The organism is Streptomyces sp. NPDC047130, assembly GCF_040643475.1.
Classification (GTDB): Bacteria; Actinomycetota; Actinomycetes; order Streptomycetales; family Streptomycetaceae; genus Streptomyces.
Map to the genome: position 1 here is coordinate 119,116 of NZ_JBEYUK010000010.1, position 24,417 is coordinate 143,532.

The 24,417-nt window shown below is 74.6% G+C and carries 19 protein-coding genes; 9 read left to right on the forward strand and 10 right to left on the reverse strand.

Going from position 1 to position 24,417, the window contains the following annotated elements:
* Nucleotides 1-32: 32 nt before the first annotated feature.
* The 4 genes from ABZ836_RS15175 to ABZ836_RS15190 all read right to left on the reverse strand — a co-directional run bounded on the left by ABZ836_RS15175 (nucleotide 33) and on the right by ABZ836_RS15190 (nucleotide 4,201).
* On the reverse strand, nucleotides 33-1,049 hold the full coding sequence (locus ABZ836_RS15175; RefSeq protein ID WP_356137651.1) for a hemolysin family protein: 1,017 nt from the start codon (nucleotides 1,047-1,049) through the stop codon (nucleotides 33-35).
* Entirely contained in the window at nucleotides 1,046-2,395 is a 1,350-nt protein-coding gene (locus ABZ836_RS15180) for a hemolysin family protein (RefSeq protein WP_356137649.1), read from the reverse strand. The genes ABZ836_RS15175 and ABZ836_RS15180 overlap by 4 nt, the downstream gene beginning before the upstream one ends.
* A 480-nt stretch (nucleotides 2,396-2,875) precedes the next feature.
* Complete coding sequence (locus ABZ836_RS15185) at nucleotides 2,876-3,805, reverse strand: M56 family metallopeptidase (RefSeq protein ID WP_356137647.1); 930 nt, start codon at nucleotides 3,803-3,805, stop codon at nucleotides 2,876-2,878.
* A gap of 9 nt (nucleotides 3,806-3,814) precedes the next feature.
* Nucleotides 3,815-4,201: a BlaI/MecI/CopY family transcriptional regulator gene (locus ABZ836_RS15190; RefSeq protein WP_356137645.1), complete on the reverse strand. Its 387-nt coding sequence runs from the start codon at nucleotides 4,199-4,201 to the stop codon at nucleotides 3,815-3,817.
* A 213-nt stretch (nucleotides 4,202-4,414) separates the two neighbouring features.
* Between ABZ836_RS15190 and ABZ836_RS15195 the strand changes: the two genes are divergently transcribed.
* Nucleotides 4,415-4,801: a twin-arginine translocase TatA/TatE family subunit gene (locus ABZ836_RS15195; RefSeq protein ID WP_361142256.1), complete on the forward strand. Its 387-nt coding sequence runs from the start codon at nucleotides 4,415-4,417 to the stop codon at nucleotides 4,799-4,801.
* A gap of 33 nt (nucleotides 4,802-4,834) precedes the next feature.
* Here the strand turns inward: ABZ836_RS15195 and hydA are convergent, their stop codons facing one another.
* From hydA to ABZ836_RS15210, 3 genes are all read right to left on the reverse strand, one after another.
* Nucleotides 4,835-6,232 (reverse strand): dihydropyrimidinase, encoded by a 1,398-nt coding sequence (gene hydA / locus ABZ836_RS15200; RefSeq protein ID WP_361142259.1) that lies wholly within the window; start codon nucleotides 6,230-6,232, stop codon nucleotides 4,835-4,837.
* A gap of 102 nt (nucleotides 6,233-6,334) precedes the next feature.
* Nucleotides 6,335-7,642, reverse strand: coding sequence for an aspartate aminotransferase family protein (locus ABZ836_RS15205; RefSeq protein WP_361142262.1), 1,308 nt, complete (start codon nucleotides 7,640-7,642; stop codon nucleotides 6,335-6,337).
* Complete coding sequence (locus tag ABZ836_RS15210; RefSeq protein ID WP_356137639.1) at nucleotides 7,639-8,481, reverse strand: nitrilase-related carbon-nitrogen hydrolase; 843 nt, start codon at nucleotides 8,479-8,481, stop codon at nucleotides 7,639-7,641. The genes ABZ836_RS15205 and ABZ836_RS15210 overlap by 4 nt, the downstream gene beginning before the upstream one ends.
* Before the next feature lie 407 nt (nucleotides 8,482-8,888).
* Here ABZ836_RS15210 and ABZ836_RS15215 point away from each other — a divergent pair, with 407 nt between their 5' ends.
* From ABZ836_RS15215 to ABZ836_RS15245, 7 genes are all read left to right on the forward strand, one after another.
* On the forward strand, nucleotides 8,889-9,725 hold the full coding sequence (locus tag ABZ836_RS15215; protein WP_361142265.1) for a 2,3-dihydro-2,3-dihydroxybenzoate dehydrogenase: 837 nt from the start codon (nucleotides 8,889-8,891) through the stop codon (nucleotides 9,723-9,725).
* Nucleotides 9,726-9,792: 67 nt separating this feature from the next.
* Nucleotides 9,793-10,998 (forward strand): isochorismate synthase, encoded by a 1,206-nt coding sequence (locus tag ABZ836_RS15220; protein ID WP_361142268.1) that lies wholly within the window; start codon nucleotides 9,793-9,795, stop codon nucleotides 10,996-10,998.
* Nucleotides 10,995-12,659 (forward strand): (2,3-dihydroxybenzoyl)adenylate synthase, encoded by a 1,665-nt coding sequence (locus ABZ836_RS15225; RefSeq protein WP_361142271.1) that lies wholly within the window; start codon nucleotides 10,995-10,997, stop codon nucleotides 12,657-12,659. Before ABZ836_RS15220 ends, ABZ836_RS15225 begins: the two co-directional genes overlap by 4 nt.
* Before the next feature lie 19 nt (nucleotides 12,660-12,678).
* Complete coding sequence (locus ABZ836_RS15230; protein WP_356137631.1) at nucleotides 12,679-13,323, forward strand: isochorismatase family protein; 645 nt, start codon at nucleotides 12,679-12,681, stop codon at nucleotides 13,321-13,323.
* A gap of 8 nt (nucleotides 13,324-13,331) precedes the next feature.
* Nucleotides 13,332-13,562: a phosphopantetheine-binding protein gene (locus ABZ836_RS15235; protein WP_356137629.1), complete on the forward strand. Its 231-nt coding sequence runs from the start codon at nucleotides 13,332-13,334 to the stop codon at nucleotides 13,560-13,562.
* Nucleotides 13,559-17,485: an amino acid adenylation domain-containing protein gene (locus ABZ836_RS15240; protein ID WP_361142274.1), complete on the forward strand. Its 3,927-nt coding sequence runs from the start codon at nucleotides 13,559-13,561 to the stop codon at nucleotides 17,483-17,485. The genes ABZ836_RS15235 and ABZ836_RS15240 overlap by 4 nt, the downstream gene beginning before the upstream one ends.
* Nucleotides 17,482-17,658 (forward strand): MbtH family protein, encoded by a 177-nt coding sequence (locus ABZ836_RS15245; RefSeq protein WP_361142277.1) that lies wholly within the window; start codon nucleotides 17,482-17,484, stop codon nucleotides 17,656-17,658. Before ABZ836_RS15240 ends, ABZ836_RS15245 begins: the two co-directional genes overlap by 4 nt.
* A 93-nt stretch (nucleotides 17,659-17,751) precedes the next feature.
* On the opposite strand, the gene ABZ836_RS15250 is transcribed toward ABZ836_RS15245, so the two are convergent.
* Complete coding sequence (locus ABZ836_RS15250) at nucleotides 17,752-17,976, reverse strand: hypothetical protein (RefSeq protein WP_356137623.1); 225 nt, start codon at nucleotides 17,974-17,976, stop codon at nucleotides 17,752-17,754.
* A gap of 135 nt (nucleotides 17,977-18,111) precedes the next feature.
* Nucleotides 18,112-19,521, reverse strand: coding sequence for a hypothetical protein (locus tag ABZ836_RS15255; RefSeq protein WP_361142280.1), 1,410 nt, complete (start codon nucleotides 19,519-19,521; stop codon nucleotides 18,112-18,114).
* Between the two features lie 255 nt (nucleotides 19,522-19,776).
* Between ABZ836_RS15255 and ABZ836_RS15260 the strand changes: the two genes are divergently transcribed.
* Nucleotides 19,777-22,476, forward strand: coding sequence for an ATP-dependent Clp protease ATP-binding subunit (locus tag ABZ836_RS15260; protein ID WP_356137619.1), 2,700 nt, complete (start codon nucleotides 19,777-19,779; stop codon nucleotides 22,474-22,476).
* A gap of 29 nt (nucleotides 22,477-22,505) precedes the next feature.
* Here the strand turns inward: ABZ836_RS15260 and ggt are convergent, their stop codons facing one another.
* Nucleotides 22,506-24,374 (reverse strand): gamma-glutamyltransferase, encoded by a 1,869-nt coding sequence (gene ggt, locus ABZ836_RS15265; RefSeq protein ID WP_361142283.1) that lies wholly within the window; start codon nucleotides 24,372-24,374, stop codon nucleotides 22,506-22,508.
* Nucleotides 24,375-24,417: the final 43 nt, after the last annotated feature.

The following is a 24,417-nucleotide window of genomic DNA, read 5'->3' on the forward strand; positions in this document are numbered from 1 at the left end:
CTGCCGGCAGGGCACCGCGGGCGTGCGCCCGGTCAGGTCTGCGGCTGCAGGTAGCGCGTCAGCAGGTCGTCGAGGGCGACCATGCCGGTAACCCGTCCGGTCTCGTCGCGCACCACCGCCAGCGAGGCCCGGTTGCGGCGGAGCAGCTCGATGGCATCGGCCACCGTGGTCCGGCCCGGCATGGCGGGAACCGGCCGGGCCAGGTCCCGGGCGAGTATGGCCCGCCCCTGGGCACGGGCGACCAGCGCGTCCCGGGCGTGGACGGAGCCGAGGAACTCGCCGCCCTCGCGGACCAGCAGGCGGGTGCGGTCGTGTGCGGCGGCCTGGGCCAGGATGTCCTCGACCGGGGCCGCGCCGTCCACCGAGGTGATGTCGGCGGCCGGGATCCGCAGCGCCTCCACGGGCGTCTCCGGCTCGACCAGGGAGCGGGTCAGCAGCTCGGAGTCCGACGCGCTGATCAGCCCGAGCCTCTCCGACTCCTCGACCAGGTGCGTGAGCTGCTCGCGGTTGTGCACCGAGGCGAGCTCGTCGCGCGGGGTGACCCGGCAGAGCCGGACCAGGACGTTGCTGATCCGGTTCAGCAGCCCGATCAGCGGCCGGACGGCCTTGGCCACCGCCCGGAAGGGCGGGGACAGCAGCATCGCCGAGCGCTCCGGGTGGGCGATGGCCCAGGACTTGGGCGCCATCTCGCCGACGACCATGTGGAGGAAGACCACCACGATCATGGCGACGGCGAACGCGATCCCGTAGCTCAGGGCGCTCGGCAGTCCCAGGTCCTTGAGCAGCGGGTCGAGCTCGTGGGAGATCGCGGGCTTGGAGACCGAACCCAGCCCCAGGGTGCACACGGTGATGCCCAGCTGCGCGCCGGCGAGCATCAGCGACAGCTCGCGCATGCCGGCGAGCGCCGCCTTGGCGCCGCGCTGCCCCGCGGCGGCCGCCTTCTCCATGCGGTGCCTCTTGGCGGCGACCAGCGCGAACTCCGCGGCCACGAAGAATCCACTGCCGATCAGCAGCAGGACGGTGACGAAGATCGCCATCGGGAAACTCATGCCTGCTCCTCCACGGCTTCGGTGCCGTCCTCGGCCAGCCGCTCGATGCGCACCCGGTCGGGCACGTGGCGGTCCAGCGTCCGCACGTCGATGAGCACGCGGCCGCCGTCCTCCGGTTCCACGGTGAGGCGGTCGCCGACGGCCGGGAAGCGGCCGAGGCGGTCCACGACCAGGCCGGCGACGGTGTCGAAGTCCTCCTCCTCGGGCAGTTCGATGCCGGTGGCCGCGGCGATCTCGTCGATGCGGCGGCCCGCGTCCACCAGCCAGCCGTCGCCGTCCGGGACGGCGGGTTCGGTGACGACGTCGCTCTCGTCGGCGATGTCGCCGACCAGTTCCTCGGCGATGTCCTCGTAGGTGACGATGCCGGCGACGCCGCCGTGCTCCTCCAGGACGACCGCGAACTCGTCGCCCCGTTCCCTCATCTGCTCGACCGCCTGGGGAAGCGGCAGCGTGTCGGGGAGGAACAGCGGGGGCCGGGCGGCCGCTCCCGCGCTCGTCGTGGCGAGCCGCTCGGCGGGCAGCCGCATCAGGTCGCGGACGCCGAGGACGCCCGCGACGTCGTCGGGGTGGTCGCCGAGGACGGGGTAGGTCGAGTGGCCGTGCCGGCCGATGAGCGCCACCGCGTCCGCCGCGGTGGCGTCCCGGCGGACGAAGACGGCGTCGACCCGCGGCACCATCACCCCGGCGAGCGTGCGCTCGGAGAACTCCAGCGCGTGGTCGACGAGTTCGGCCGTGTCGCGGGGCAGCTCGCCCTTCTCGTGGGACTCGCCGATCAGGTGGCCGAGTTCCTCCAGGGTCGCGCCGTGGTGCAGTTCCTCGACCGGCTCGATGCCGACCTTGCGCAGCAGCTTGTTCGCCGCGCTGTCGAAGACGCGGATGAGCGGGCCCACGACCTTGAGGTAGACGAGCGTGGAGCCGGCGAGCGACTTCGCCAGCCGTTCGGGAACGGCGATGGCCAGGTTCTTGGGGAAGAGCTCACCCAGCACCATCTGGATGACGGTGGCCAGCACGAAGGCGAGGGTGACGGACACGCCGACCACCGCCGCCTCCGGGACGCCGATGCCGGTCAGGGCGGGCCTCAGCAGCGCGGAGACCGCGGGTTCGGCGATGAAGCCGACGACCAGTCCGGTGACGGTGATGCCGAGCTGCGCGCCGGACAGCATGAAGGACAGGCGCTCCAGCACCTTCAGGGCGCGCGCCGCCTTCCTGTCCCCCGCCTCGGCCTGCCGCGCCAGGGCGAGGCGGTCGACGGAGACGAAGGCGAACTCCTGGGCGACGAAGTACCCGGTGCCCGCGGTGAGGACGAAGACGGCCAGCAGGCCGAGCAGGGCGGTCGCGACACTCATCGGTCACCACCCCGCCGGGTGCCGCGTTCTCGGTTGCTGGGGCGGGATGGCCGGGGACTGTCCCCGGGGGAGTCCGTCGGACTGGCGGACACGGTGTGCTCCTTCAGGAAATGGTTGTGCGAGCTGTGAACGGACGAGATGGACGAGACGTTCCCGTCAGTGTGGAACGGGAGCGTCCGCACCACGCCGCGGCACACCGGGTGAGGCCGCCGCGTGCTCTACGCCGCTCGGTACCACCCTATGCTTCTACGCACCTGTAGAACATGGCCGGGGCGGCCGGGCCCGCGGCAGGCGTCGTGGGCGGCATGGTCGCCGCCGAGGCGGTCGACGAGGTCGGCGAGGTCGGCGACCTCTTGGAGGACGAGGACGACGACGAGGGGGCGGAGGAAGCCCGACGCCCCACGCCCCACCCCGGGGGCCAGGCCAGACCCGCCGCGCCATGCCGCCGAGCCAGGTCAGGTCAGGTCCGGCCGGGCAAGGTCAGAGCGGTGTGGCCGCGTGGAGGATGAGCATCATGGTCACCGCGGAGTTCGCGGAGGACATCGCGGAGGCGACCACCCCCGCGGCGGCGGTCCACAGCGCCGCGCCCACCGCGGTGAACAGCGACGGCCAGTGCCGCGGCGCGGGAGGCGGCGCCAGCAGCGCGGCCATGCGGCGCGGCACGGGACCGGGCGCGGCGAAACCGGCGAACGTGGGGGCGGGGACGGCGCGGGAGACCAGCGCCGCCCGGCCGATCGCGCTCGCCACGGTCCGCCGGTCGCCGACGACCCGCGCCGCCTCCTCGTCGGCCCACCGCTCGGCCGTGTAGGCGACCGCCGTGCGCAGGGGGCGCAGGAACGGGTTGGCACAGGCGGCGAGGTGCGTCAGCAGCAGGAACCGGTGGTGCCGGCCCGCCAGGTGGGCGCGCTCGTGGGCGAACACGGCCCGGCGTTCGGCCGGGCGGAGCGTGTCGAGCAGTCCCGTCGTGACCACGATCCGGTCGCGGGGTCCGCCGGGCAGGGCGTAGGCGTAGGCCTCCGGGTCGGGCAGCACCGCCACCTGGGTGTCCGGCAGCCCGGCGAGCGCGCGGTGGGCGCGCCGCCGCACCCGGACGTGCCGCCGGAGCGTCCCGGCGCACAGCACGGCGACGGCGAGCAGGGCGGGGATGGCCACGGTGCCGGCCACCTCGTCGTAGGGGACCGCCTCACGGACCTCCGGGTCCGACCAGCCGTCGGGCAGCGGATTGCCGGGCAGCTGGGCGGTGCCCACGACCATCAGCAGCCCCAGGCACACGGTGCTGCACAGGGCCATCACTCCGGCCACGCCGACCAGCAGCCGCGTGGCCACGCGCGGGTGCAGGTGCTGGGCCAGCCGGGCGATCGGCCAGGCCGTCAGCGGCAGGACCAGGGGCAGGAAGACGAACACCCCCATGGCGGCGCCTCAGCCTTCCCTCTCGTTCTTCCCCTGCTCCAGCAGTTCGCGGACCAGGCGCTCGTCAGCGGGGTCCAGGGTCGTGATGAAGCTGGCCAGGACGGCCTGCCGGTCCCGTTCCCCGTCGAGCATCCGGCGCATCCTCCGGGCGGCGAGCCCGGCCTCGTCGGAGGACGGCGTCCAGAGGAAGGAGCGCCCGGCCCGTTCGCGGGACACGGCCCCCTTCTCCATCAACCGGGTGAGGATGGTGATCACCGTCGTGTACGCGAGGTCGCCGCCCAGGCGCTCCTGCACCCAGCCGGCCGTCGCCGGTTCACCCGCCTCGCGGAGGGCGGCGAGGACCTGCACCTCCAGCTCTCCCTGCCCCCGGCGCCGGGGGCGCTGGTGCTCCGTCACGCCCTCGCCTCCTTTCGCTGCCGCGCACGTCATGGAGGGTCCATCGTAAGGACACCTCCCGCCGGGACGTCCAGAAATCGCACCCCACCTCACTTCTACAGTGCTGTAGATTCCTTTCGGCGGCTCGGTTTCCGTACTCGACCAGGGCCCGGCCTCCGGACCGGTGGGCAGCGCCGCCGCGTACGGCGTCAACGTCTGAGAAGGGATCCTGAGATGTTCGGACTGAGCGAACTCGCGATCATCCTGATCGTGGTCGTCCTGCTCCTCGGCGCGAAGCGGCTTCCCGACCTGGCCCGGGCGGCGGGCCGGTCGGCGCGCATCCTCAAGGCCGAGGCGCGCGCCGCGAAGAAGCAGGAGGACGGGAACGCGGCGGAGACCGGGCCGGGCGCCCCGGCGAACGCCGCCGCAGCAGGACCCGGCGTCCCCGCCGACGCCGACGCCGCCGGAGCAGGATCCGGCGTCCGGGCGGACGCGACGGCCGCGGGACCGGGGACCGAACCCCGGGTGATCGAGGGAGTGGTCCTCCCTCCCGGCACGGCCGTGCCGTCGGCCGGGGCCCGCCCCTCCCCGGCTCCCGGAGAACCGCACCCGAGGGGCTGACCGGACCCGCCGGGGGCCGGGACCCTCGGCCGCTCACGCGTACTGGCACAGCCCCCGCGGCAGGTACACCCCGTGCCCCGCGCGCCCCACGTACGCGCCGGACTCGATCACCGGCACCCCGCGGGAGAGGACCGTCTCGACCCGGCCGGTGATCCGCTTCCCCTCGTACGCGGAGTAGTCCACGTTCATGTGGTGCGTCTCGGCCGAGATCACCTGCTCCGCGTGCGGGTCGTAGATCACCACGTCCGCGTCGGCGCCGGGCGCGAGGGTGCCCTTCCTCGGGTAGAGGCCGAACATGCGCGCCGGCGCGGCACAGGCGATGTCGATCCAGCGGCGGCGGGTGAGGTGGCCGTCGACCACGGCCTGGTGGAGGAGGTCCATGCGGTGCTCCACGCCGGGCATGCCGTTGGGGATCTTCGAGAAGTCGCCGACGCCCATGTCCTTCTGGCCCTTGAAGCAGAACGGGCAGTGGTCGGTGGAGACGACCTGGAGGTCGTCGGTGCGCAGGCCGCGCCAGAGCGCCGCCTGGTGCTCCCGGGGACGCAGCGGCGTGGAGCAGACGTACTTGGCGCCCTCGAAGCCGGGTTCGGCGAGGTTGTCGGTGGACAGGAACAGGTACTGCGGGCAGGTCTCGCCGAAGACCGGCAGTCCCTCGTCGCGTGCCCGGGCGAGTTCGGCCACGGCCTCCCGCGCGGAGACGTGCACCACGTAGACGGGGGCGCCGGCGACCTGCGCGAGGCGGACGACGCGGTGCGTGGCCTCGGCCTCGAGCAGGGCGTGGCGCACCTCGCCGTGGTGGCGCGGGTCGCGTTCCCCCCGGGCCAGGGCCTGTTCGACCAGGACGTCGATGGCGAGGCCGTTCTCGGCGTGCATCATGATCAGGCCGCCGTTGCCGGCGGCGCGCTGCATGGCGCGGAGGATCTGGCCGTCGTCGGAGTAGAGCACTCCGGGGTAGGCGGTGAAGAGCTTGAACGAGCTCACGCCGGCCTCGATCAGGGCGTCCATCTGCCGGAGCGACGACGCGTTGACGTCGGACATGATCATGTGGAAGCCGTAGTCGACGGAGCAGCGGCCCTCCGCCTTCTCGTGCCAGGCGTCGAGGCCCTCGCGCAGGGATCCGCCCTTGGGCTGGATCGCGAAGTCGACGATCGTCGTCGTTCCGCCCCAGGCGGCGGCCCTGGTGCCCGTCTCGAAGGTGTCGGAGGAGGTGGTGCCGCCGAACGGCATCTCCATGTGGGTGTGGGCGTCGACGCCCCCGGGGACGACGTACCGGTCGGTGGCGTCCACCGTGCGGTCGGCGGTCCACGACTCGGCGGCGGTGGTGCCGTGGGCGGCGAGGGCGGCGATGCGGCCGTCCTCGATCAGGACGTCGGCGTGGAGCTCGTCGGAGGCGGTGACGACGAGTCCGCCGCGGATCAGGGTGCGCGACATGGGCTGTGCCTCTCCTTCCGTGGGGCGCCCCTGTGCGGGGAGGCCGGGAGCCTGGAGGACCGGTGCGGGCCGTGAGGACGCGAGGACCCGGGGCCGCCGCGGTCAGCCGGCGATGCGGTGCAGGGCGCGTTCGAGGACGGCCGCTCCCTCCTCGGCCTCGGCGGCGGTGAGGGAGAGCGGCGGGGCGATGCGCAGCGCGCTGGTGCTGTGGCCGCCGCCCTTGCCGATCAGCAGACCGCCCGCGCGGGTCTCCTCGAGGACGGCCGCGGCGGCCTCCGGGTCGGCCAGGTCGGTGCCGGGCCGGACCAGTTCGATGCCGATCATCAGCCCCCGTCCGCGGACCTCGCGGACCCCCGGCAGCCCGGCGCAGGAGGCGCGCAGGCGCTCCAGGAGCAGGCCGCCCACCCGGCGGGCGTTGCCCTGGAGGTCGTGCTCCAGGAGGTGGCGGAGGTTGGCGAGGGCGGCGGCCATGGTGACCTGGGTGCCGCCGAAGGTGGAGATGGAGTTGGCGTCGAGGCAGTTCATGATCTCGGCGCGGGCGACGACGCCGCCGACCGACATGCCGTTGCCGATGCCCTTGGCGAAGGTGACGATGTCGGGCGGCCCGTTCCCCGCGTGCGCCTGCCAGCCCCAGAAGTGGTCGCCGGTGCGGCCCCAGCCGGTCTGCACCTCGTCGGCGATCCACAGCACGCCCTGTTCCGCGAGGACTTCGCGGAACGCCGCGTAGAGCCCGTCGGGCGGGGAGGTGAACCCGCCGACGCCCTGCACCGGTTCGGCGATCAGCGCGGCCGGGGCGCGGACGTGGCCGAGCAGGTCGCGCAGGTCGGCGACGCAGGCGGCGGTGAAGGCGTCGTCGTCCAGGCCGGCGTAGGGGCCGCGGTGGCGGACGCCGCCGTGGACGTAGAGGGTCTGCAGCGGGGAGAGCGACGTGGGCGACCAGCCGCGGTTGCCGGTGACGGAGACGGTGGAGAAGGACCGGCCGTGGTAGCTGTTGCGCATGGCCAGGATCTGGTTGCTGCGCCGGTGGGTGGTGGCGAGCAGCAGGGCGGTGTCGTTGGCCTCGGTGCCGGAGGTGGTGAAGAAGACGCGCGCGTCGGGGATGCCGGACAGGGCGGCGATCCGCTCGGCGAGGTCGACCATCGGCCGGTTGAGGTAGAGCGTGGAGGAGTGCGGCAGCCGGCCGGCCTGCTCGGCGACCGCCCGGGTGACCTCGGGGAGGGCGTGGGCGGTCATGGTGGTGAGGATGCCGCCGAAGAAGTCGAGGTAGCGGCGGCCCTCGGAGTCCCACACGTGGCGGCCCTCGCCGCGGGAGATCTCGAGGGGGTCGTCGTAGTAGAGGCCGAGCCAGTCGGGGAGGACGGCGCGGTGCCGGCCGAGCAGGGCCCCGGCGCCGGCGGGCGCGTCCGTCACGGCTCCACCAGCCCCTGGTAGGCGTCGGGCCTGCGGTCGCGGTAGAAGGCCCACTGCTGCCGGACCTCCTCGATCAGGTCGAGGTCGAGGTCGCGGACGACGAGTTCCTCCTCCTTGTCGGAGGCCACCTCGCCCACGAACTGCCCGCGGGGGTCGACGAAGTAGCTGGTGCCGTAGAAGTCGTTGTCGCCGTACGGTTCCCGGCCGACCCGGTTGATGGCGGCGACGAAGTACTCGTTGGCGACCGCGGCCGCGGGCTGTTCGAGCTGCCAGAGGTAGGCGGAGAGCCCGCGCGAGGTGGCCGACGGGTTGTAGACGATCTGCGCGCCGTTCAGGCCGAGTTGGCGCCAGCCCTCCGGGAAGTGCCGGTCGTAGCAGATGTACACGCCGACCCTGCCGACGGCGGTGTCGAAAACCGGCCAGCCCAGGTTGCCCGGCTTGAAGTAGTACTTCTCCCAGAAGCCCTTGACCTGGGGGATGTGGTGCTTGCGGTACTTGCCCAGCACCGTCCCGTCCGCGTCGACGACGACGGCGGTGTTGTAGTAGAAGCCGCTCCGCTCGACCTCGAAGACCGGCACCACGATCACCATGCCGGTCTCCCGGGCGAGGGCCCGCATGCGGGTCACGGTCGGCCCGTCGGGGACGGGTTCCGCCCACCGGTAGTGCTCGGGTTCCTGGACCTGGCAGAAGTAGGGGGCGTTGAAGACTTCCTGGAAGCCGATGATCCGCGCGCCCTGCCGGGCGGCCTCGCGGGCGTGTTCCTCGTGTTTGGCGATCATGGATTCGGTGTCCCCGGTCCAGGTCGCCTGGACGAGGGCCGCGCGTACGACGTTGGCCACGAGCTGCTCCTTCGACGGAACGTCAGAGGGCCTGCGTGCCATGGACCCACCCGCTGGGACGGCACTGGCACCACCGGACGGCCGGGACGGGCCGGGGAGGCCGGCCGGCCGCACACGCTGGAAGCTCGAACTTAGGACGCCCCGGAGGGCTTGCCAAGACCATCCCGGCGAAACCGTCGAATCGCCTTCCGCAAGCACCCTTGCGGGCCAGTTCCGGCCACCGGGAAACCGGCCGGCACCTGCCGGAACGGACGGATCCGGTACCCGGATTCTCTTCCCACTGGAACGTTGGTTAGCCTAACCTTACTTTCGTTGCGCTGCCCGCAGCGGTGGTCACCCCTGCGCACGCTCACCGGGGACGACTGCCGCCACGGGCGGTCCGGTCCCCGGGAAGAAGGAAGCCGCCAGTGTCCCACCCGCCCACTCCGCACGTACCCGCACTCCCGGATCCCGGGGCCACCGGCGCGCAGGAGTTCGCCGGCCGGACCGCGCTGGTGACCGGTGCGGCGCGGGGCATCGGCCGGGCCGTGGTGCACGCGCTCGCCGCCCGGGGCGCCCGGGTGCTCGCCACCGACCTCGAGAAGCCGAAGGCCAGGAAGCCGGCCCGCCTGTACGACGGCCGGGTCGCCGCCCTGGCGGTGGACGTCCGCGACTCGGCCGCCGTGGACGCCGCGGTCGCCCACGCCGAGGACGTGTTCGGGCCGCTGGACGTCGCCGTGAACGTGGCGGGAGTGCTGTCGACCTCCGCCGTCGTCGATCTGACGGACGAGCAGTGGGACGCCCACTTCGCCGTGAACACCACCGGCGTCTTCCACGTCTCGCGGGCCGCCGCCCGGCGCATGACGGAGCGTGGCCGCGGCAGCATCGTGACCGTCGCCTCCAACGCGGCCGGCATACCCCGGGCCGGACTGGCCGCCTACGCCGCCTCCAAGGCCGCCACGGTGATGTTCACCAAGTGCCTCGGGCTGGAGGTGGCCGCGCGGGGCGTGCGCTGCAACACGGTCTCCCCGGGTTCCACCATGACCGACATGCAGCGCGGCATGTGGACCGGGGGCGACGCCGAGGCCGCCGCGCGCCGCGTGATCGAGGGCGACCTGGCCACCCACCGCACCGGCATACCGCTGGGGCGCATCGCCGACCCGCAGGACGTCGCCGAGGCCGTCGCGTTCCTCGCCTCGGACCGTGCCCGGCACATCACCATGCACGACCTCTACGTCGACGGCGGAGCCACCCTGCGTGCCTAGGCCGACCGCTTCCCCCTCCCCCGCACCGTCCGGGCCCCACCGCCCCGTCCGACGAACTGGAGATGTGATGACCGCCCCCCTGCGAGAGCCCATGGTCCTCCCCGCTCCGCCGGCCACGCTCGGCGCGGCGACCGCGCTGCTCGACTCCTACCGCCCGGGCGACCGCTTCGTCGCCACCCCCCGCCGCACCCTGCTCGGCGAGGGAGTCGTCGCGGAGGTGCCGCACGACGCCCGCCCGCTGACCGAGCGCGTCCGGGAGGTCCTGACGGCCGCCCGCGACCTCACCGGGGACGACGCCGCGGGCACGGTCGTCCTGGGCTCGGTGCCGTTCTCCCCCGACGCGCCCCCCGCCCTGGCCGTTCCGGCCGCCCTGCGCACCGCGCCCGCGCTGCGCGAGGACCCGCTGATCGCGCTGCCCACGCCCGAGGGCCCGCGCCACGCCTGGCAGGTGCGCGAGGTTCCGTCCGCCGCCGAGTACGGCCGGGCGGTCACCGACGCCGCGGCCCGCATCCGCGCCGGGGAGTTCGACAAGGTCGTCCTCGCCCGCACCCTGGAGCTGACCTCCGGTCGGGAGCCCGACCTGCCGCTGATGCTGCGCCGGCTGGCCCGCCGGGACCCCGGCGGCTACACCTTCGCGGTGCCCACCGGCCCGGCCCGCACCCTGATCGGCGCCAGCCCCGAGCTGCTGGTGTCGCGCCGCGGCACCACGCTCGTCGCCAATCCGCTGGCCGGTTCGCTGCCGCGCAGCGCGGACCTCGCCGAGGACGTCCGCCGCGCCAACACGCTGCTGGAGTCGCCGAAGGACCTGCACGAGCACGCCGTCGTGGTGGAGGCGGTCCGGGCCGCCCTGGCCCCGTTCTGCACCCGCCTGGACGTCCCCGAGCGTCCCACCCTGGTGAACACCGCGGCGATGTGGCACCTGTCCACCACCGTCACCGGCGAGCTCGCCGACCCCGGCACCACGGCGCTGGACCTGGCCTCGGCGCTGCACCCGACCCCGGCCGTCTGCGGCACGCCGACGGGCCTCGCCCGTGAGGTGATCGCCGGCTACGAGCCCTTCGACCGCGGCGCCTACACCGGCATGGTGGGCTGGCAGGACGCCTCCGGCGACGGCGAATGGGTCGTCACCATCCGGTGCGCGGAGGCCGAGGGGGCACTGCTGCGCCTGTTCGCCGGAGCGGGCATCGTGGGGGCGTCGTCCGCCGAGGCGGAGACGGCGGAGACCGCCGCCAAGTTCCGTACCTTCCTGACCGCCGTGGGAGCCTCGCTGTGAGCACCGGGACCGACGCCCGCCCGCCCGCCACGACGCCCGGCGTCGACGCGCCGACCTGGCCCGAGGAGTTCGCCGCCCGCTACCGCGCCGCGGGCTGGTGGCGGGGCGCGACCATCGGCGGGATGCTGCGCGAGCGCGCCGAGCGGTACCCGGACCGGGAGGCCCTGGTGGACCCGGCGCCCGAGCGGCGTGCGTGGACCTACCGCGAGCTGGACGCGGCCGTGGACCGGCTCGCCGCCGGCTTCGCCGCCCGGGGCGTCGCCAAGGGCGACCGGGTCGTCGTCCAGCTCCCCAACATCGCCGAGTTCATCCAGGTGATCATGGCGCTGTTCCGGATCGGTGCCCTGCCGGTGTTCGCGCTGCCCGCGCACCGCGAGACGGAGATCCGCTACTTCTGCGCCTTCACCGAGGCCGTCGCCTACGTGACCGTCGACCGGCACGCCGGCTTCGACCACGCCGCGCTGGCGGGCCGGATGAAGGACGAAGTGGCGACCCTGCGCGAGGTGTTCGTGGTCGGCGAGGCCGGCGAGCACACCCCGCTCACCGAGGTGACCGGCGACCCCGCAGCCCTGCCCGCCGGCCCCGAGCCGCACGAACTGGCCTTCCTGCAGCTCTCCGGCGGCACCACCGGCGTGCCCAAGCTGATCCCCCGCACCCACGACGACTACCTGTACTCGGTGTGGGGCTCCAACGAGATCTGCGCGGTGGACCCCGGCACCCGCTTCCTGGTGGTGCTCCCCGCGGCGCACAACTTCCCCGTCAGCAGCCCCGGTTGGCTCGGCGTCCTCCACGCGGGCGGCACCGCGGTGCTCTCCCCGAACACCGACCCGGCGACCGCCTTCCCGCTGATCGAGCGGGAGGGGATCACCATGACCGGCCTGGTCCCCCCGCTGGCCATCGTCTGGACCGACGCCGCCGCGGCCACCGGGCACGACCTCTCCAGCCTGCGGTCGGTGCTGGTGGGCGGCGCCAAGTACAGCGAGGCGGCGGCCCGCCGCTTCGAGCCCGCCCTCGGCTGCCGCCTGCAGCAGGTCTTCGGCATGGCCGAGGGCCTGGTCAACTACACCCGCCTGGACGACCCGTACGAGACGATCGTCTCCACCCAGGGCCGGCCGATCTCCCCCGACGACGAGATCCGCATCGTCGACGACCACGACCAGGACGTCGCGGAGGGCGAGTTCGGGCACCTGCTGACCCGCGGCCCGTACACCATCCGCGGCTACTGGCGGGCCCCGGAGCACAACGCGCGCTCCTTCACCGAGGACGGCTTCTACCGCACCGGCGACATCGTCCGCCGCACCCCGAGCGGCCACCTGGTGGTCGAGGGGCGCGCGAAGGACCAGATCAACCGGGGTGGCGAGAAGATCGCGCCGGAGGAGGTGGAGAACGTCATCCTCCGTCATCCCTCGGTCCACGACGTCTCCGTGGTCGCGGTCCCCGACGAGTACCTCGGCGAGCGCAGCCTGGCCTACGTGGTGCTGCGCAAGGACGCCGAGCCGGTGAGGTCCGTGGCGATCAAGCGGTTCGTCCGCGAGCAGGGCATCGCCGCGTACAAGGTGCCCGACCTCGTCGAGTTCGTCGACGAGTTCCCGCAGACCGGCGTCGGCAAGGTCAGCAAGAAGGGGCTGCGGGCAGCCGCGGACTCCGCCCAGGATCACTGAAAGGCCCTCGACGAATCCCATGGCACTCCCCGCCATCGCCCCCTATCCGCTGCCCTCGCCCGAGGAGCTGCCCGAGAACCGGGTCTCCTGGACTGCGGACCCCCGGCGCGCCGTGCTGCTCGTGCACGACCTGCAGAACCACTTCCTCGGCGCCTTCCCGGCCGGTGAGCAGCCGCTGACCGGCATGCTCGCCAACACCGCCCGGCTGATCACCGCCGCCCGCGCCGCCGGCGTGCCGGTGGTGTACTCGGCGCAGAAGGGCGGCCAGACGCCCGAGGAGCGCGGTCTCCAGCTGGACTTCTGGGGTCCGGGCGTGGCCGACGACCCCGAGAAGCTGGCCACCCCCGGGATCGTGGCGCCGGCGCCGGGCGACACCCTGCTCCGCAAGTGGAAGTACAGCGCCTTCGTCCGCACGGAACTGGCCGACCTGATGGCCGGGTGGGGACGCGACGAGCTGATCGTCACCGGCGTCTACGCCCACATCGGCGTGCTGATGAGCGCGGCCGACGCCTGGCAGCGGGACATCCGCGCCCACCTGGTCGCCGACGCGGTCGCCGACTTCAGCCGCGACGACCACGACATGGCCCTGCGCTGGGCCGCCGGCCGCTGCGCGGCCGTCACCACCACCGACGCCCTGCTGGGCGCGCTGACCGAGAAGGACTGATCCGCGCGATGGCCCTCACCCTGAACCAGATCCACGCCGACGTCGCCGACTGTCTCGGCGAGGACCTCGCCGACATCCCGGTGGACGAGAACCTCGTGGACTACGGCCTGGACTCGGTCCGGATCATGGCGCTGCTGGAAGGCTGGCGCCGCGACCACGGCGTCACCGCCGACTTCGCGGACCTCGCGGAGAAGCCCGCCGTCGAGGCCTGGGCGGAACTCCTGGGGGTGACCTCATGACGGTCGCCACGCCCGCCCCCGCCGGGCACTCCCTGCCCGAGGGGCCGGCCGAGCTCCCGCTGACCGCGGCCCAGTCGGGCATGTGGTACGCGCAGGCCCTGGACCCGGAGAGCCCGGCGCTGAACACCGCGGAGTGCGCCGAGATCGACGGGCCGCTGGACCCGGAGCTCTTCGCGCGTGCCCTGCGGCAGGTCGTCGAGGAGGCCGACGCGCTGCGCGCCCGCTTCCTCGAGACCCCCGAGGGGCCGCGGCAGATCGTCCCGGACGGGATCGCGTTGCCCTTCCAGGTGCTCGACCTGCGGGACGCGGCGGACCCGGCGGCCGCCGCCGAGGCGTGGATGCGCGCCGACCTGGCCGAGCCGTTCGACCTCACCGGGGCCGAACCCCTGTTCAAGCAGGCGCTGTTGCGCACCGGGGACGAGCGCTGGCTGTGGTACCAGCGCATCCACCACCTGGTGATGGACGGCTACGGCTACACCCTGCTGGGCCGCCGCACCGCCGAGGCGTACACCGCGTTCGCCCGCGGCGAGGAGCTGCCCCCGCGCACCTTCCGGCCGCTGGCCGAACTCGTCGAGCTGGACGCCGAGTACCGCTCCGGCGAGGCCTTCGAGGCCGACCGCGGGTACTGGAGCGAGCTGCTGGCCGACCGGCCGGAGGCCCCCCACCTGGCCGGCCGTCCGGCGCACCCCTCGCGGACCTTCCTGCGCCGCACCGCCCACCTGTCCCCCGAGGCCACCGACCGGCTCCGGCGGACCGCGTCGGCGCTGAAGGCCACCTGGCCCGAGGTCATGATCGCCGCCCAGGCGCTGTACACCGCCCGCGCCACCAACCGGCAGGACGTGGTGCTCGGCGTGCCGCTGATGGGCCGGATGGGCTCGGCGGCGCTGCGCGTCCCCGGCATGGTGATGAACGTGCTGCCGCTGCGCGTCTCCGTGGAGCCGGAGCAGACCTTCGCCGAACTGGTCCGCCAGGTCGTGCTGGCGCTGCGCGCGGCCCGCCGCCACCAGCGGTACCGCTACGAGGACATCCGGCGCGACCTCGGCCTCCAGGGCGAACAGCGCGCCCTGGTGGGGCCGTTGGTCAACACCATGCCCTTCGACTACGCGGTGGGTTTCGCCGGCTCCCCGGCCCGGCTCCGCAGCCTGTCCGCGGGTCCCGTCGACGACCTCACCGTCAACATCTACGACCGCGCCGACGGCCACGGTCTGGAGATCGACCACGACGCCAACCCCGCCCTCTACTCCGAGGAGGAGGTCGCCGTCCACCAGCGGCGCTTCCTGGCCCTGCTGGACCGCCTGGTCGACACCGACCCCCAACTCCCCCTGGCCGTGCACCCGGTGGCGCTGCCGGAGGAACTCGACCTGGTGCTGCGGACGTTCAACGACACCTCCCGGGAGCTTCCGCCCACCACGCTGATCGGCCCGATCGAGGCGCAGGCGGCCCGCACCCCGGACGCCCCCGCCCTGGTCTTCGGCGGCACCACCCTCACCTACGCCGAGCTCAACGCCCGCGCCAACCGGCTGGCACGTCACCTGATCGAGCGGGGCGCCGGTCCCGGCAGGGTCGTCGGCGTGGCGGTTCCCCGCTCCCTGGAGCTGGTGACCGCGCTGCTGGCGGTGCTCAAGGCGGGCGCGGCCTACCTGCCGCTGGACCCCGACCACCCCGCGCAGCGGCTCGTCGACATGCTGGCGGACGCCGCCCCGGTCTGCGCGGTGACCGACCACGAGCGGCGGCTGCCGTCCGGCGTGGACACACCGCTGGTGGTGCTGGACGGGCTGGACCTGTCGGCCCGTCCGGCCTGCGACCCGGCCAGGGCGCTGACGCCGTCCCACCCCGCGTACGTGATCTACACCTCCGGCTCCACCGGCCGCCCCAAGGGCGTCGTGGTCCCGCACGGGGCGATCGACAACCGGCTGCGGTGGATGCAGCACGCGTATCCGCTCTCCGCGGGCGACCGGGTGCTGCAGAAGACCCCGGCCTCCTTCGACGTGTCGGTGTGGGAGTTCTTCTGGGCGCTGCGCGTCGGCGCGACGCTGGTGGTGGCCGAGCCCGGCGGGCACCGCGACCCGGCGTACCTGACGTGGCTGATCAACGAGGAGCGGATCACCACCTGCCACTTCGTGCCCTCGATGCTCCAGCTGTTCCTGGCCGAGCCGTCCGCCGCCTCGGTGGGCTCCACGCTGCGCCAGGTGTTCTGCAGCGGCGAGGCGCTGCCCCGGGACACCGCGCGGACCTTCGCCGCCCGGCTGCCGGAGGTGCGGCTGCACAACCTGTACGGCCCGACCGAGGCCGCCGTGGACGTCAGCTTCCACGAGGTGCTGCCGGGACAGGACGGTCCGGTGCCGATCGGCGCGCCCGTCTGGAACACCCGGCTGTACGTGCTGGACGCCGCGCTGCAGCCGTGCCCGCCAGGGGTCCCCGGGGAGCTGTACCTGGCCGGCGTCCAGCTGGCCGACGGCTACCTGGGCCGGCCGGAACTGACCTCGTCCCGTTTCGTCGCCGACCCGTTCGGGCCGCCCGGTGAGCGGATGTACCGCACCGGCGACCTGGCCCGCTGGCGGGCGGACGGCCAGGTGGAGTACCTCGGCCGCACCGACCACCAGGTGAAGCTGCGCGGCCAGCGCATCGAACTCGGCGAGATCGAGGCCGCGTTGGCCGCCCAGGACGGGGTGGACGGCGCCTGTGCGCTGGTCCGCGAGGACCGGCCCGGCGACCAGCGGCTGGTCGGCTACGTCACCGGTTCCGCCGACCCGTCGGCGGTCCGCGAGGCGGTGGCGCTGACCCTGCCGGAGCACATGGTGCCGACGGCGGTGGTGGCGCTGGAGGAGTTCCCGCTGTCGCCCAACGGCAAGCTGGACCGCCGTGCCCTGCCCGCCCCGGTCCACGCGTCGGCGGGGCGCCGCCCCACGGTGGCCCGCGAGGAGGCGATGGCGCGGGTCTTCGCCGAGGTGCTGGGCCTGGGCGAGGTGGGCGCCGACGACGCCTTCTTCGACCTCGGCGGCTCCTCGCTGCTGGCGATCCGGCTGGTGGCGCGGATCCGCGAGGAGTTCGGCGCCGAGCTCACCCTGGGCTCGCTGTTCGCCTCGCCGACGCCGGCGGCGCTCGCCGCGCGGCTGGACAGCGCCCGGCCGTCGTCCTCGGACGCGCTGGACGTCGTGCTGCCGCTGCGCCCCGACGGCGACCGGCCGCCGCTGTTCGTGCTCCATCCGGCGGGCGGCATCGCCTGGTGCTACGCGGGCCTGCCCGCGCGGCTCGGCCCCGACCAGCCGGTGTACGGCATCCAGGCGCCCGGCCTGCTCGAGGGCGGTCCGCTGCCGGAGTCGCTGGAGTCGCTGGCCGCCGAGTACGTCGCGCGGGTCCGCGCGGTGCGGCCGCACGGGCCGTACCGGCTGATGGGCTGGTCCGTGGGCGGCGCGCTGGCGCAGACCATGGCGGTGCTGCTCCAGGAGGCCGGCGAGGAGGTGGACCTGCTGGCGCTGCTCGACGCGTTCCCCGCGGAGCAGTGGCGGGAGCGGCCCGCCCCCGAGGAGGGCGACGCGCTCACCGCCGTGCTGCGGATGGCGGGCCTGGAGCGGACGGTGGAGGCGACCAAGGAGGACGTCGTCGCCACGCTCGCCCGGCTGGGCAGCCCGCTGGGCGGCCTGTCCGACGTCACGCTCAACCGGATCGTCGACATCGTGCCGCACAACGCGCGGCTGATGCGGGAGCACGAGCACCGGCGCTACGAGGGCGACCTGCTGTTCTTCACGGCGGCGGCGCCGCGGGCGGAGGACTGGCTGACGTGGGAGTCCTGGCGTCCCCACATCGGCGGCGAGGTCCGGAACCTGGACCTCGACTGCACCCATCCGCTGATCACGCAGGGCCGTCACCTGGACGCGGTGGCGGCGGCGGTCTCGGCCCGGATCAAGGAGCTCGACGCGTGAGGACGACGGACATTCCCTCCCCCTTCGACGGGGAGTCGCCGTTCCTGGTGCTGGGGAACGCGCGGGGGCAGCGGTCCCTGTGGCCGGCGTGGCGGGACGTCCCCCCGGGCTGGACCCCCCTCTTCGGCCCCGCCCCCCGCCCCGCCTGCGACGCCCACCTCCACACCTCCTGACCCACCCCGCGGCACCACGGACCCACCCCGGCAGGGGTGCCCCCGGCTTCAGGCCGGGGGCACCCCTGCCGGGGAGCAGGCCGTGGCGGCGTGTCAGGCGCTGTCGGTGGTGTGCCGGTGGAGGTCGCGGTGCGCCTCGCACTGCTCGCCGAAGACCTCCGCCCTGCAGGGTCCGGGGCCTTGGTAGTGGTGGTCGTGGACCGTGGGAGTGACGGGGATGGCCTGCTGCCCGGCGAGCGGGGCGGCCTCGGTGTGGTCCAGGCGCTTTTCCACGGCGACGAGGCGGGCGATGAGTTCCTGCTGGGACGGGCTGCTCATGCTGCCTCCTCGAAGGGCGGGGGTGGACGCCTGTGTCGGCTTCCCGGCGGACTGTGCGTCATGTCCTCGACCCGCGTGCGGGGGTGCTCCACCGGTATCTCCTCGCCGTCGGCCGGCCACTCCGGACGGAACGGCCTACACCCCGCGGATGCCCGTGACGCGCAGGGCGTGGATCAGGGACCAGTGGTGGTCGTCGGAGACGCCGCGGCCGGCCGCGAGGAGGAGCGGGACCAGGCGGTCCGGGTCGGGCAGGACGCAGCGCACGACCTCCGCGGGGGCGCGGACCCGCACGTACGCGTCCAGCAGCAGCCGCACGTCGCGGTGGCGTCCCGCGGCGGCGAGGGAGAGGAGCGCGCCCCCCATCTCCTCGGCGGCGCGGGCCACCCCCTGCCGCAGCACCCGCTCCCCGTCCTCCCCGCGCCCCGCCGCCGCGAGCGCGTCCCCGACCGGGACCAGCCGCGCCACCGGCAGGGAGGACACCTCCCAGAGCAGCGTCGTCCACTCCACGTCGTCCCGGGACCGTGCCAGTTCCTCCGCGACCAGCGGGAGCCGGGCGGGGGGCCAGGAGGCCGTCTCGGCCAGCAGCGCGTGCGCCTCGCCGGACCGGCCCTGGGCGCGGAGCCGGAGCAGCCGGGCCACCTGCTCGGCCGCCAGCCGCCGGTCCTCGGGCCCCGGGGCGTCCGTCACGCCCGCCGCCGGCTCCTCCGTCGCCCCCGCGAACCGCGCGCCCCGCGGCGCCCCGATACCGGCCCCGGCCCCGGCACGACCCGGCTCCGGGCCGAACCCGAACCCGGACGCGAGACCGGCAACGGGGCCGGAACCGGGACCGGTCACGGCGGCGGCAAAGGGAGCGGGAGCAGCGGCCGGAACGGGTCCGAAGGGGCCGGCGGGCGGCGCCGGCGCCGCCTGGACGTCCGCTTCCTCCAGCATCCCGGCGAACCGCGCACTGCCCCGCGGCCGCTTCCGCTTCTGCCGGCCGGCGGCACCGGCACCGGCACCCTCACCGGCACCCGCCACCCGCGCGGGCTCCACCCGTTCACCGCGGTCCAACGCCTCCCACCGCGCCCGCAGTTCGGCGCACCGGGCGACGGCCCGCTCGTGGTCGTCGCGGGCCCAGGCCAGGTCCACCCGCAGCGCCTCGGGGGCCCGGTCGCCGCCCGCCGCCTCGACCGCGCGGCCCCGTTCCGCCCGGCGTCCGGCGGCCTCCCGCTCCTCGCGCCACGCGGCCTCCAGCCGGTCCCGCAGCGCCTCCCGCCCACCGGGCCGGGTGTCGTGCGCGGTCGCGGCGGCGGCGTGGAGGGCGCGGGCCGGTTCCGTCTCGACGGCCGCCGCCCGGGAGCCGTGGGCGGTGGCCAGGTCGTGGAGCAGGCCCTCGACCACGTCCCACGGCGGCACGTCCCGCCCCTCCAGGCAGGCGCGCATCCCCTCGGGGTGCCGTTCCCAGAAGACGCCGGACCAGCCGGCCCGCTGGTCGACGCGCCCGAGGAGGCCCTCCAGGTAGCGTGCGAAGTCCCGGACCCGCCCCGGGAGCTGTTCAGCTGCCATGCCGTGTTCACCCCACCACTGCGGACCGGAGCTTCCCGGCTCCGAAGGCAACACCAGCCGTGTTACGTCCGCGCTACGCGGAGTTTTCCGTCATGACGCGGCGTCGCCCCGCGCCCGCGAACGGTGACGGCCGCCGGGGCGGCGTCCCGTCCGGAGCGAGGTGTAGCCACCGGGCGCAGGGGCACCCGGCGGGCGCACGCAACGTCGACCTCGTGCGCCCGCACGCAGCAGGGGGCGCGCCGAAACGGATGGCTGATGACCAGCGGATTCCCGGGTCCGCAGGGCTACGGCTCGGACCCCTTCGCAGAGTTCTTCGCACGCCTGTTCAGCAGCGGCCTCCTCGGCCCGGCGCCGTCGGCCAGGGGCTCGGGCGGGAGCGCGCAGGGGCAGGGCGGCAACGGCGCTCCGCCCCGGCGGGTGGACATCGGCCGGCTGATGAGCCGCCCCGCCCAGGACCTGGTGCGCGCGGCGGCCGCCTACGCCGCCGAGCACGGCAGCCACGACCTGGAGACCGAGCACCTGCTGCGCGCCGCCCTGGCCATCGAGCCGACGCGGAGCCTGATCGCGCGGGCGGGCGCGGACCCGGACGAGCTGGCCGCGGACATCGACAGCCGCGCCCCGTCGCCGGGCGAGGACGAGACGCCGCCGGCCTCGGTGGCGATGACCCCGGCGGTGAAGCGGGCCCTGCTGGACGCCCACGAGCTGGCCCGCAGGCGGGGCGACGGCTACATCGGCCCGGAGCACGTGCTGAGCGCGCTGGCCGACAATCCCGACTCGGCGGCCGGTCACATCCTCAGCACGGCCCGCTTCGCTCCCCCTCCCCCGCCCGAGGGCCAGGAGCCGCCCGGTCAGGGGGCCGGACGCGGTCCTTCCGGCTCCACGGCCGTGCGCCGCGGGCCCGAGGGGCCGCAGCACGGCATGAACACCCCGAACCTGGACCGCTACGGCCGTGACCTGACGGAACTGGCCCGCCAGGGGCGGATCGACCCGGTGATCGGGCGCGAGGAGGAGATCGAGCAGACCGTCGAGGTGCTCTCCCGGCGCGGCAAGAACAACCCGGTGCTGATCGGCGACGCGGGTGTCGGCAAGACGGCGATCGTGGAGGGCCTGGCCCAGCGGATCGCGGACGACGACGTCCCCGACGTGCTGGCCGGCCGCCGGGTGGTGGCCCTGGACGTCTCCGGGGTGGTCGCCGGCACCCGCTACCGGGGCGACTTCGAGGAGCGGCTCAACGGGATCATCGACGAGATCCGGGCGCACCCCGACGAGCTGGTCGTCTTCATCGACGAGCTGCACACGGTGGTGGGCGCGGGCGGCGGCGGCGAGGGCGGGATGGACGCCGGCAACATCCTCAAGCCCGCCCTGGCCCGCGGCGAGCTGCACGTGGTGGGCGCGACCACGCTGGAGGAGTTCCGCAGGATCGAGAAGGACGCCGCGCTGGCCCGCCGGTTCCAGCCGGTCCTGGTGCCGGAGCCGTCGGTCTCCGACGCGATCCAGATCCTCCGCGGCCTGGCCGACCGCTACGAGGCCCACCACCAGGTCCGCTACACCGACGAGGCGCTGGTGGCGGCCGTGGAGCTGTCCGACCGCTACCTCACCGAGCGCTTCCTGCCGGACAAGGCGATCGACCTGATGGACCAGGCCGGCGCCCGGGTCCGGCTGCGGGCGCGCTCCCGCGGCACGGACGTGCGGGCGCTGCAGCGGGAGGCGGAGCAGCTCACCCGTGACAAGGACCAGGCGGTCGCCGCCGAGCAGTACGAGGAGGCGATGCGGCTGCGGGACCGGATCGAGGAGGTCCGCGGCCGGATCGAGGCGGCCGGCCAGGAGGAGCACCCGGACGACGGGCAGCACCTGGTGGTGACCGTCGAGTCGATCGCCGAGGTGGTCTCCCGGCAGACGGGCATCCCGGTGGCCAGCCTGACCGCCGAGGAGAAGGAGCGGCTGCTGCACCTGGAGGAGCACCTGCACGAGCGGGTGGTGGGCCAGGAGGAGGCCGTGAAGGCGGTCTCGGACGCCGTGCTGCGGGCCCGCGCGGGACTGGCGGGCCCGGACCGGCCGATCGGCAGCTTCCTCTTCCTCGGCCCGACCGGCGTGGGCAAGACGGAGCTGGCGAGGGCGCTCGCCGAGGCGCTGTTCGGCAGCGAGGAGCGGATGGTCCGCCTGGACATGAGCGAGTACCAGGAGCGGCACACGGTGAGCCGCCTGGTCGGCGCCCCGCCCGGCTACGTCGGGCACGAGGAGGCCGGGCAGCTCACCGAGGTGGTCCGGCGCCATCCGTACTCGCTGCTGCTGCTCGACGAGGTGGAGAAGGCGCACCCGGACGTCTTCAACATCCTGCTGCAGGTGCTGGACGACGGCCGGCTGACCGACTCCCAGGGCCGCACGGTCGACTTCACCAACACGGTGATCGTGATGACCAGCAACCTGGGCTCGGAGGCGATCGTCCGGGGCGGCGGGACGCTGGGCTTCGCCTCCGCGGACGCGGCGGTGGACGAGGAGGCCCGCCGGGAGCGGGTGCTCCGTCCGCTGCGGCAGCACTTCCGGCCGGAGTTCCTGAACCGGATCGACGAGATCGTGGTGTTCCGCCGGCTCACCGACGTCCAGCTGCGGCAGATCACCGACCTGATGCTGGAGCGGACCCGGCGGCGGCTGCACGCCCAGGACATCACGGTGCGGTTCACCGACGAGGCCGTGGACTGGCTGGCGCGCCACGGCCACCAGCCGGAGTACGGCGCCCGGCCGCTGCGCCGCACCATTCAGCGCGAGGTGGACAACGAGCTGTCCCGGATGCTGCTGGACGGCCGGCTGTCCGCGGGCGGCCGGGTCACCGTGGAGGTCGGCCCGGACGGCCGTCCCGCGTTCCGTGTGGAGGGCGGCGGGGCGACCGCGGCGGCCGGGGGCCGGGAGGCCCCGCCGGAAGCGCCGTTCGGCGGTTCCGGCGGCACCGGTTCCTGAGCGCCCCCCGGCCTCGGTGGTGCGGCCCGTCAGCGGGCGGGCCGCACCACCATGGCGGAGCCACCGCCCCGGCGAACCGTTTCGGCGGCGGCGGTCCAGCGGCCGTCGGGCAGCCGGTGCACGCCGGTCGCCGCGCCGATCTCCGGGTTGCGGCCGAACACGTGCCCGATCGCCTCGAGTTCGGCCCGCAGCGCGCTGTCGTACAGGCCGGGCTCGAGCTCGGTGCGGGCGGCGTTGCGCTGGCTGGCGCGCGGCGCGGCGATGGCGTCGACCAGCGGGAGCCCCCGGTCGACCACGCCGGTGAGGGTCTGCAGCACGGTGGTGATGATGGTCGCGCCGCCGGGCGAACCGAGCGCGAGCACCGGCCTGCCGTGTCCGTCGAGCACGATGGTGGGCGACATCGAGGACCGCGGCCGCTTGCCCGGACCGGGCAGGTTCGGGTCGTGTACGGCGGGGTTGGCGGGGGCGAAGGAGAAGTCGGTCAGCTCGTTGTTGAGCAGGAACCCGCGGCCCGGCACGGTGATGCCGCTGCCGCCGGTCTGCTCGATGGTGAGCGTGTAGGCGACCACGTTGCCCCACTTGTCGGCGACCGTGAGGTGGGTGGTGCTCTCGCCCTCGTAGGTGGTCGGGGCGGCCTCGCCGGCGGTGGCGCAGGCCGCGGGGTCGCGCGGGTCGCCGGGGGCGAGGGGGCTGGTGAGCACCGCGTCGTCCTTGATCAGGCAGGCGCGGGAGTCCGCGAACTCCTGGGAGAGCAGTTCCCGGGTGGGCACGTCCTCGAAGGCGGGGTCGCCGACCCAGCGGCCCCGGTCGGCGAAGGCGACGCGGCTGGCCTCGACGAAGCGGTGCAGGTACTCCGCCTGGGTGGCCCGCGAGAGGTCGGTGCGCTCCAGGATGTTGAGGGCCTCGCCGACCGTGGTGCCGCCCGAGGAGGACGGGGCCATGCCGTAGACCTTCAGTCCCCGGTAGTCGACGCGGGTGGGGGCCTGCCCCTTGACGCGGTACCGCGCCAGGTCCCGTGCGGTGAGGTCGCCGGGCCGCGCGCGGTAGCCCGCGTCCGGGTCCACGGGCGGGTGGTTGACCGTCTCGACGACGTCCTCGGCGATCGGCCCGCGGTACATGACGCGGGCGCCGTCCCGCGCCATCCGCGCGTAGGTGCGCGCCAGGTCCGGGTTCCTGAACGTGGACCCCACGACCGGGAGCCGGCCGCCGGGGAGGAAGAGGTCGACGGTGTCGGGGAAGTTGCGGAACCGGGCCTCGTTGGCGGCGGTCTGCGCGCGGAAGGTCTCGTCGACGGTGAAGCCCTCGCGGGCCAGCCGCTCGGCGGGCGCCAGGACGGTGCCGAGCCGCTTGCTGCCCCAGCGGTCCAGCACGGCGTCCCAGGTGGCGGGCGTGCCGGGGGTGCCGACGGAGAGCCCGCTGGTGACGGCCTCGGCGAACGGGATCGGCCGGCCGTCCTCGAGGAACAGGTCGCTGCCGGCGCTCAGCGGCGCCGTCTCGCGGCCGTCCACGGTGTGCACGGTGCGGGACCGGGCGTCGTAGTGGACGAAGTAGCCGCCGCCGCCGACTCCGGCCGAGTAGGGCTCGGTGACGCCGAGGGCAGCGGCGGTGGCGACGGCGGCGTCGACCGCGTTGCCGCCTTTCCTGAGGATCTCCAGCCCGGCCGCCGTGGCGTCCGCGTCGACGCTGGAGACGGCTCCGCCGTAGCCGGTGGCCACCGGCGTCTTGACGGGCGTCGTGCCGGGCCGGTCGGCGGGCGAGCCCTGGGCCGGCGCGGCGACGGTGAGGGAGGAGAGGAGGGCGGCGGAGACGGCGAGGACGGCCGGCCTCCTGCGCCGGAGCCCTCCCGGCGCTCCGGCCTCGTTCCGGGTGACGGGCTGGGGTGTGACGGAAGGACGCACCTTTACCTCCGGTCGTCGGGAATCGCCGCAGCCTAGCCCAAAT

Coding starts and splice junctions, on each gene's coding strand:
- ABZ836_RS15175 (WP_356137651.1), bottom strand. CDS start 1,049: ATGAGTTTCCCGATGGCGATCTTCGTCACCGTCCTGCTGCTGATCGGC.
- ABZ836_RS15180 (WP_356137649.1), bottom strand. CDS start 2,395: ATGAGTGTCGCGACCGCCCTGCTCGGCCTGCTGGCCGTCTTCGTCCTC.
- ABZ836_RS15185 (WP_356137647.1), bottom strand. CDS start 3,805: ATGGGGGTGTTCGTCTTCCTGCCCCTGGTCCTGCCGCTGACGGCCTGG.
- ABZ836_RS15195 (WP_361142256.1), top strand. CDS start 4,415: ATGTTCGGACTGAGCGAACTCGCGATCATCCTGATCGTGGTCGTCCTG.
- hydA (WP_361142259.1), bottom strand. CDS start 6,232: ATGTCGCGCACCCTGATCCGCGGCGGACTCGTCGTCACCGCCTCCGAC.
- ABZ836_RS15220 (WP_361142268.1), top strand. CDS start 9,793: ATGACCGCCCCCCTGCGAGAGCCCATGGTCCTCCCCGCTCCGCCGGCC.
- ABZ836_RS15230 (WP_356137631.1), top strand. CDS start 12,679: ATGGCACTCCCCGCCATCGCCCCCTATCCGCTGCCCTCGCCCGAGGAG.
- ABZ836_RS15235 (WP_356137629.1), top strand. CDS start 13,332: ATGGCCCTCACCCTGAACCAGATCCACGCCGACGTCGCCGACTGTCTC.
- ABZ836_RS15240 (WP_361142274.1), top strand. CDS start 13,559: ATGACGGTCGCCACGCCCGCCCCCGCCGGGCACTCCCTGCCCGAGGGG.
- ABZ836_RS15250 (WP_356137623.1), bottom strand. CDS start 17,976: ATGAGCAGCCCGTCCCAGCAGGAACTCATCGCCCGCCTCGTCGCCGTG.
- ABZ836_RS15255 (WP_361142280.1), bottom strand. CDS start 19,521: ATGGCAGCTGAACAGCTCCCGGGGCGGGTCCGGGACTTCGCACGCTAC.
- ABZ836_RS15260 (WP_356137619.1), top strand. CDS start 19,777: ATGACCAGCGGATTCCCGGGTCCGCAGGGCTACGGCTCGGACCCCTTC.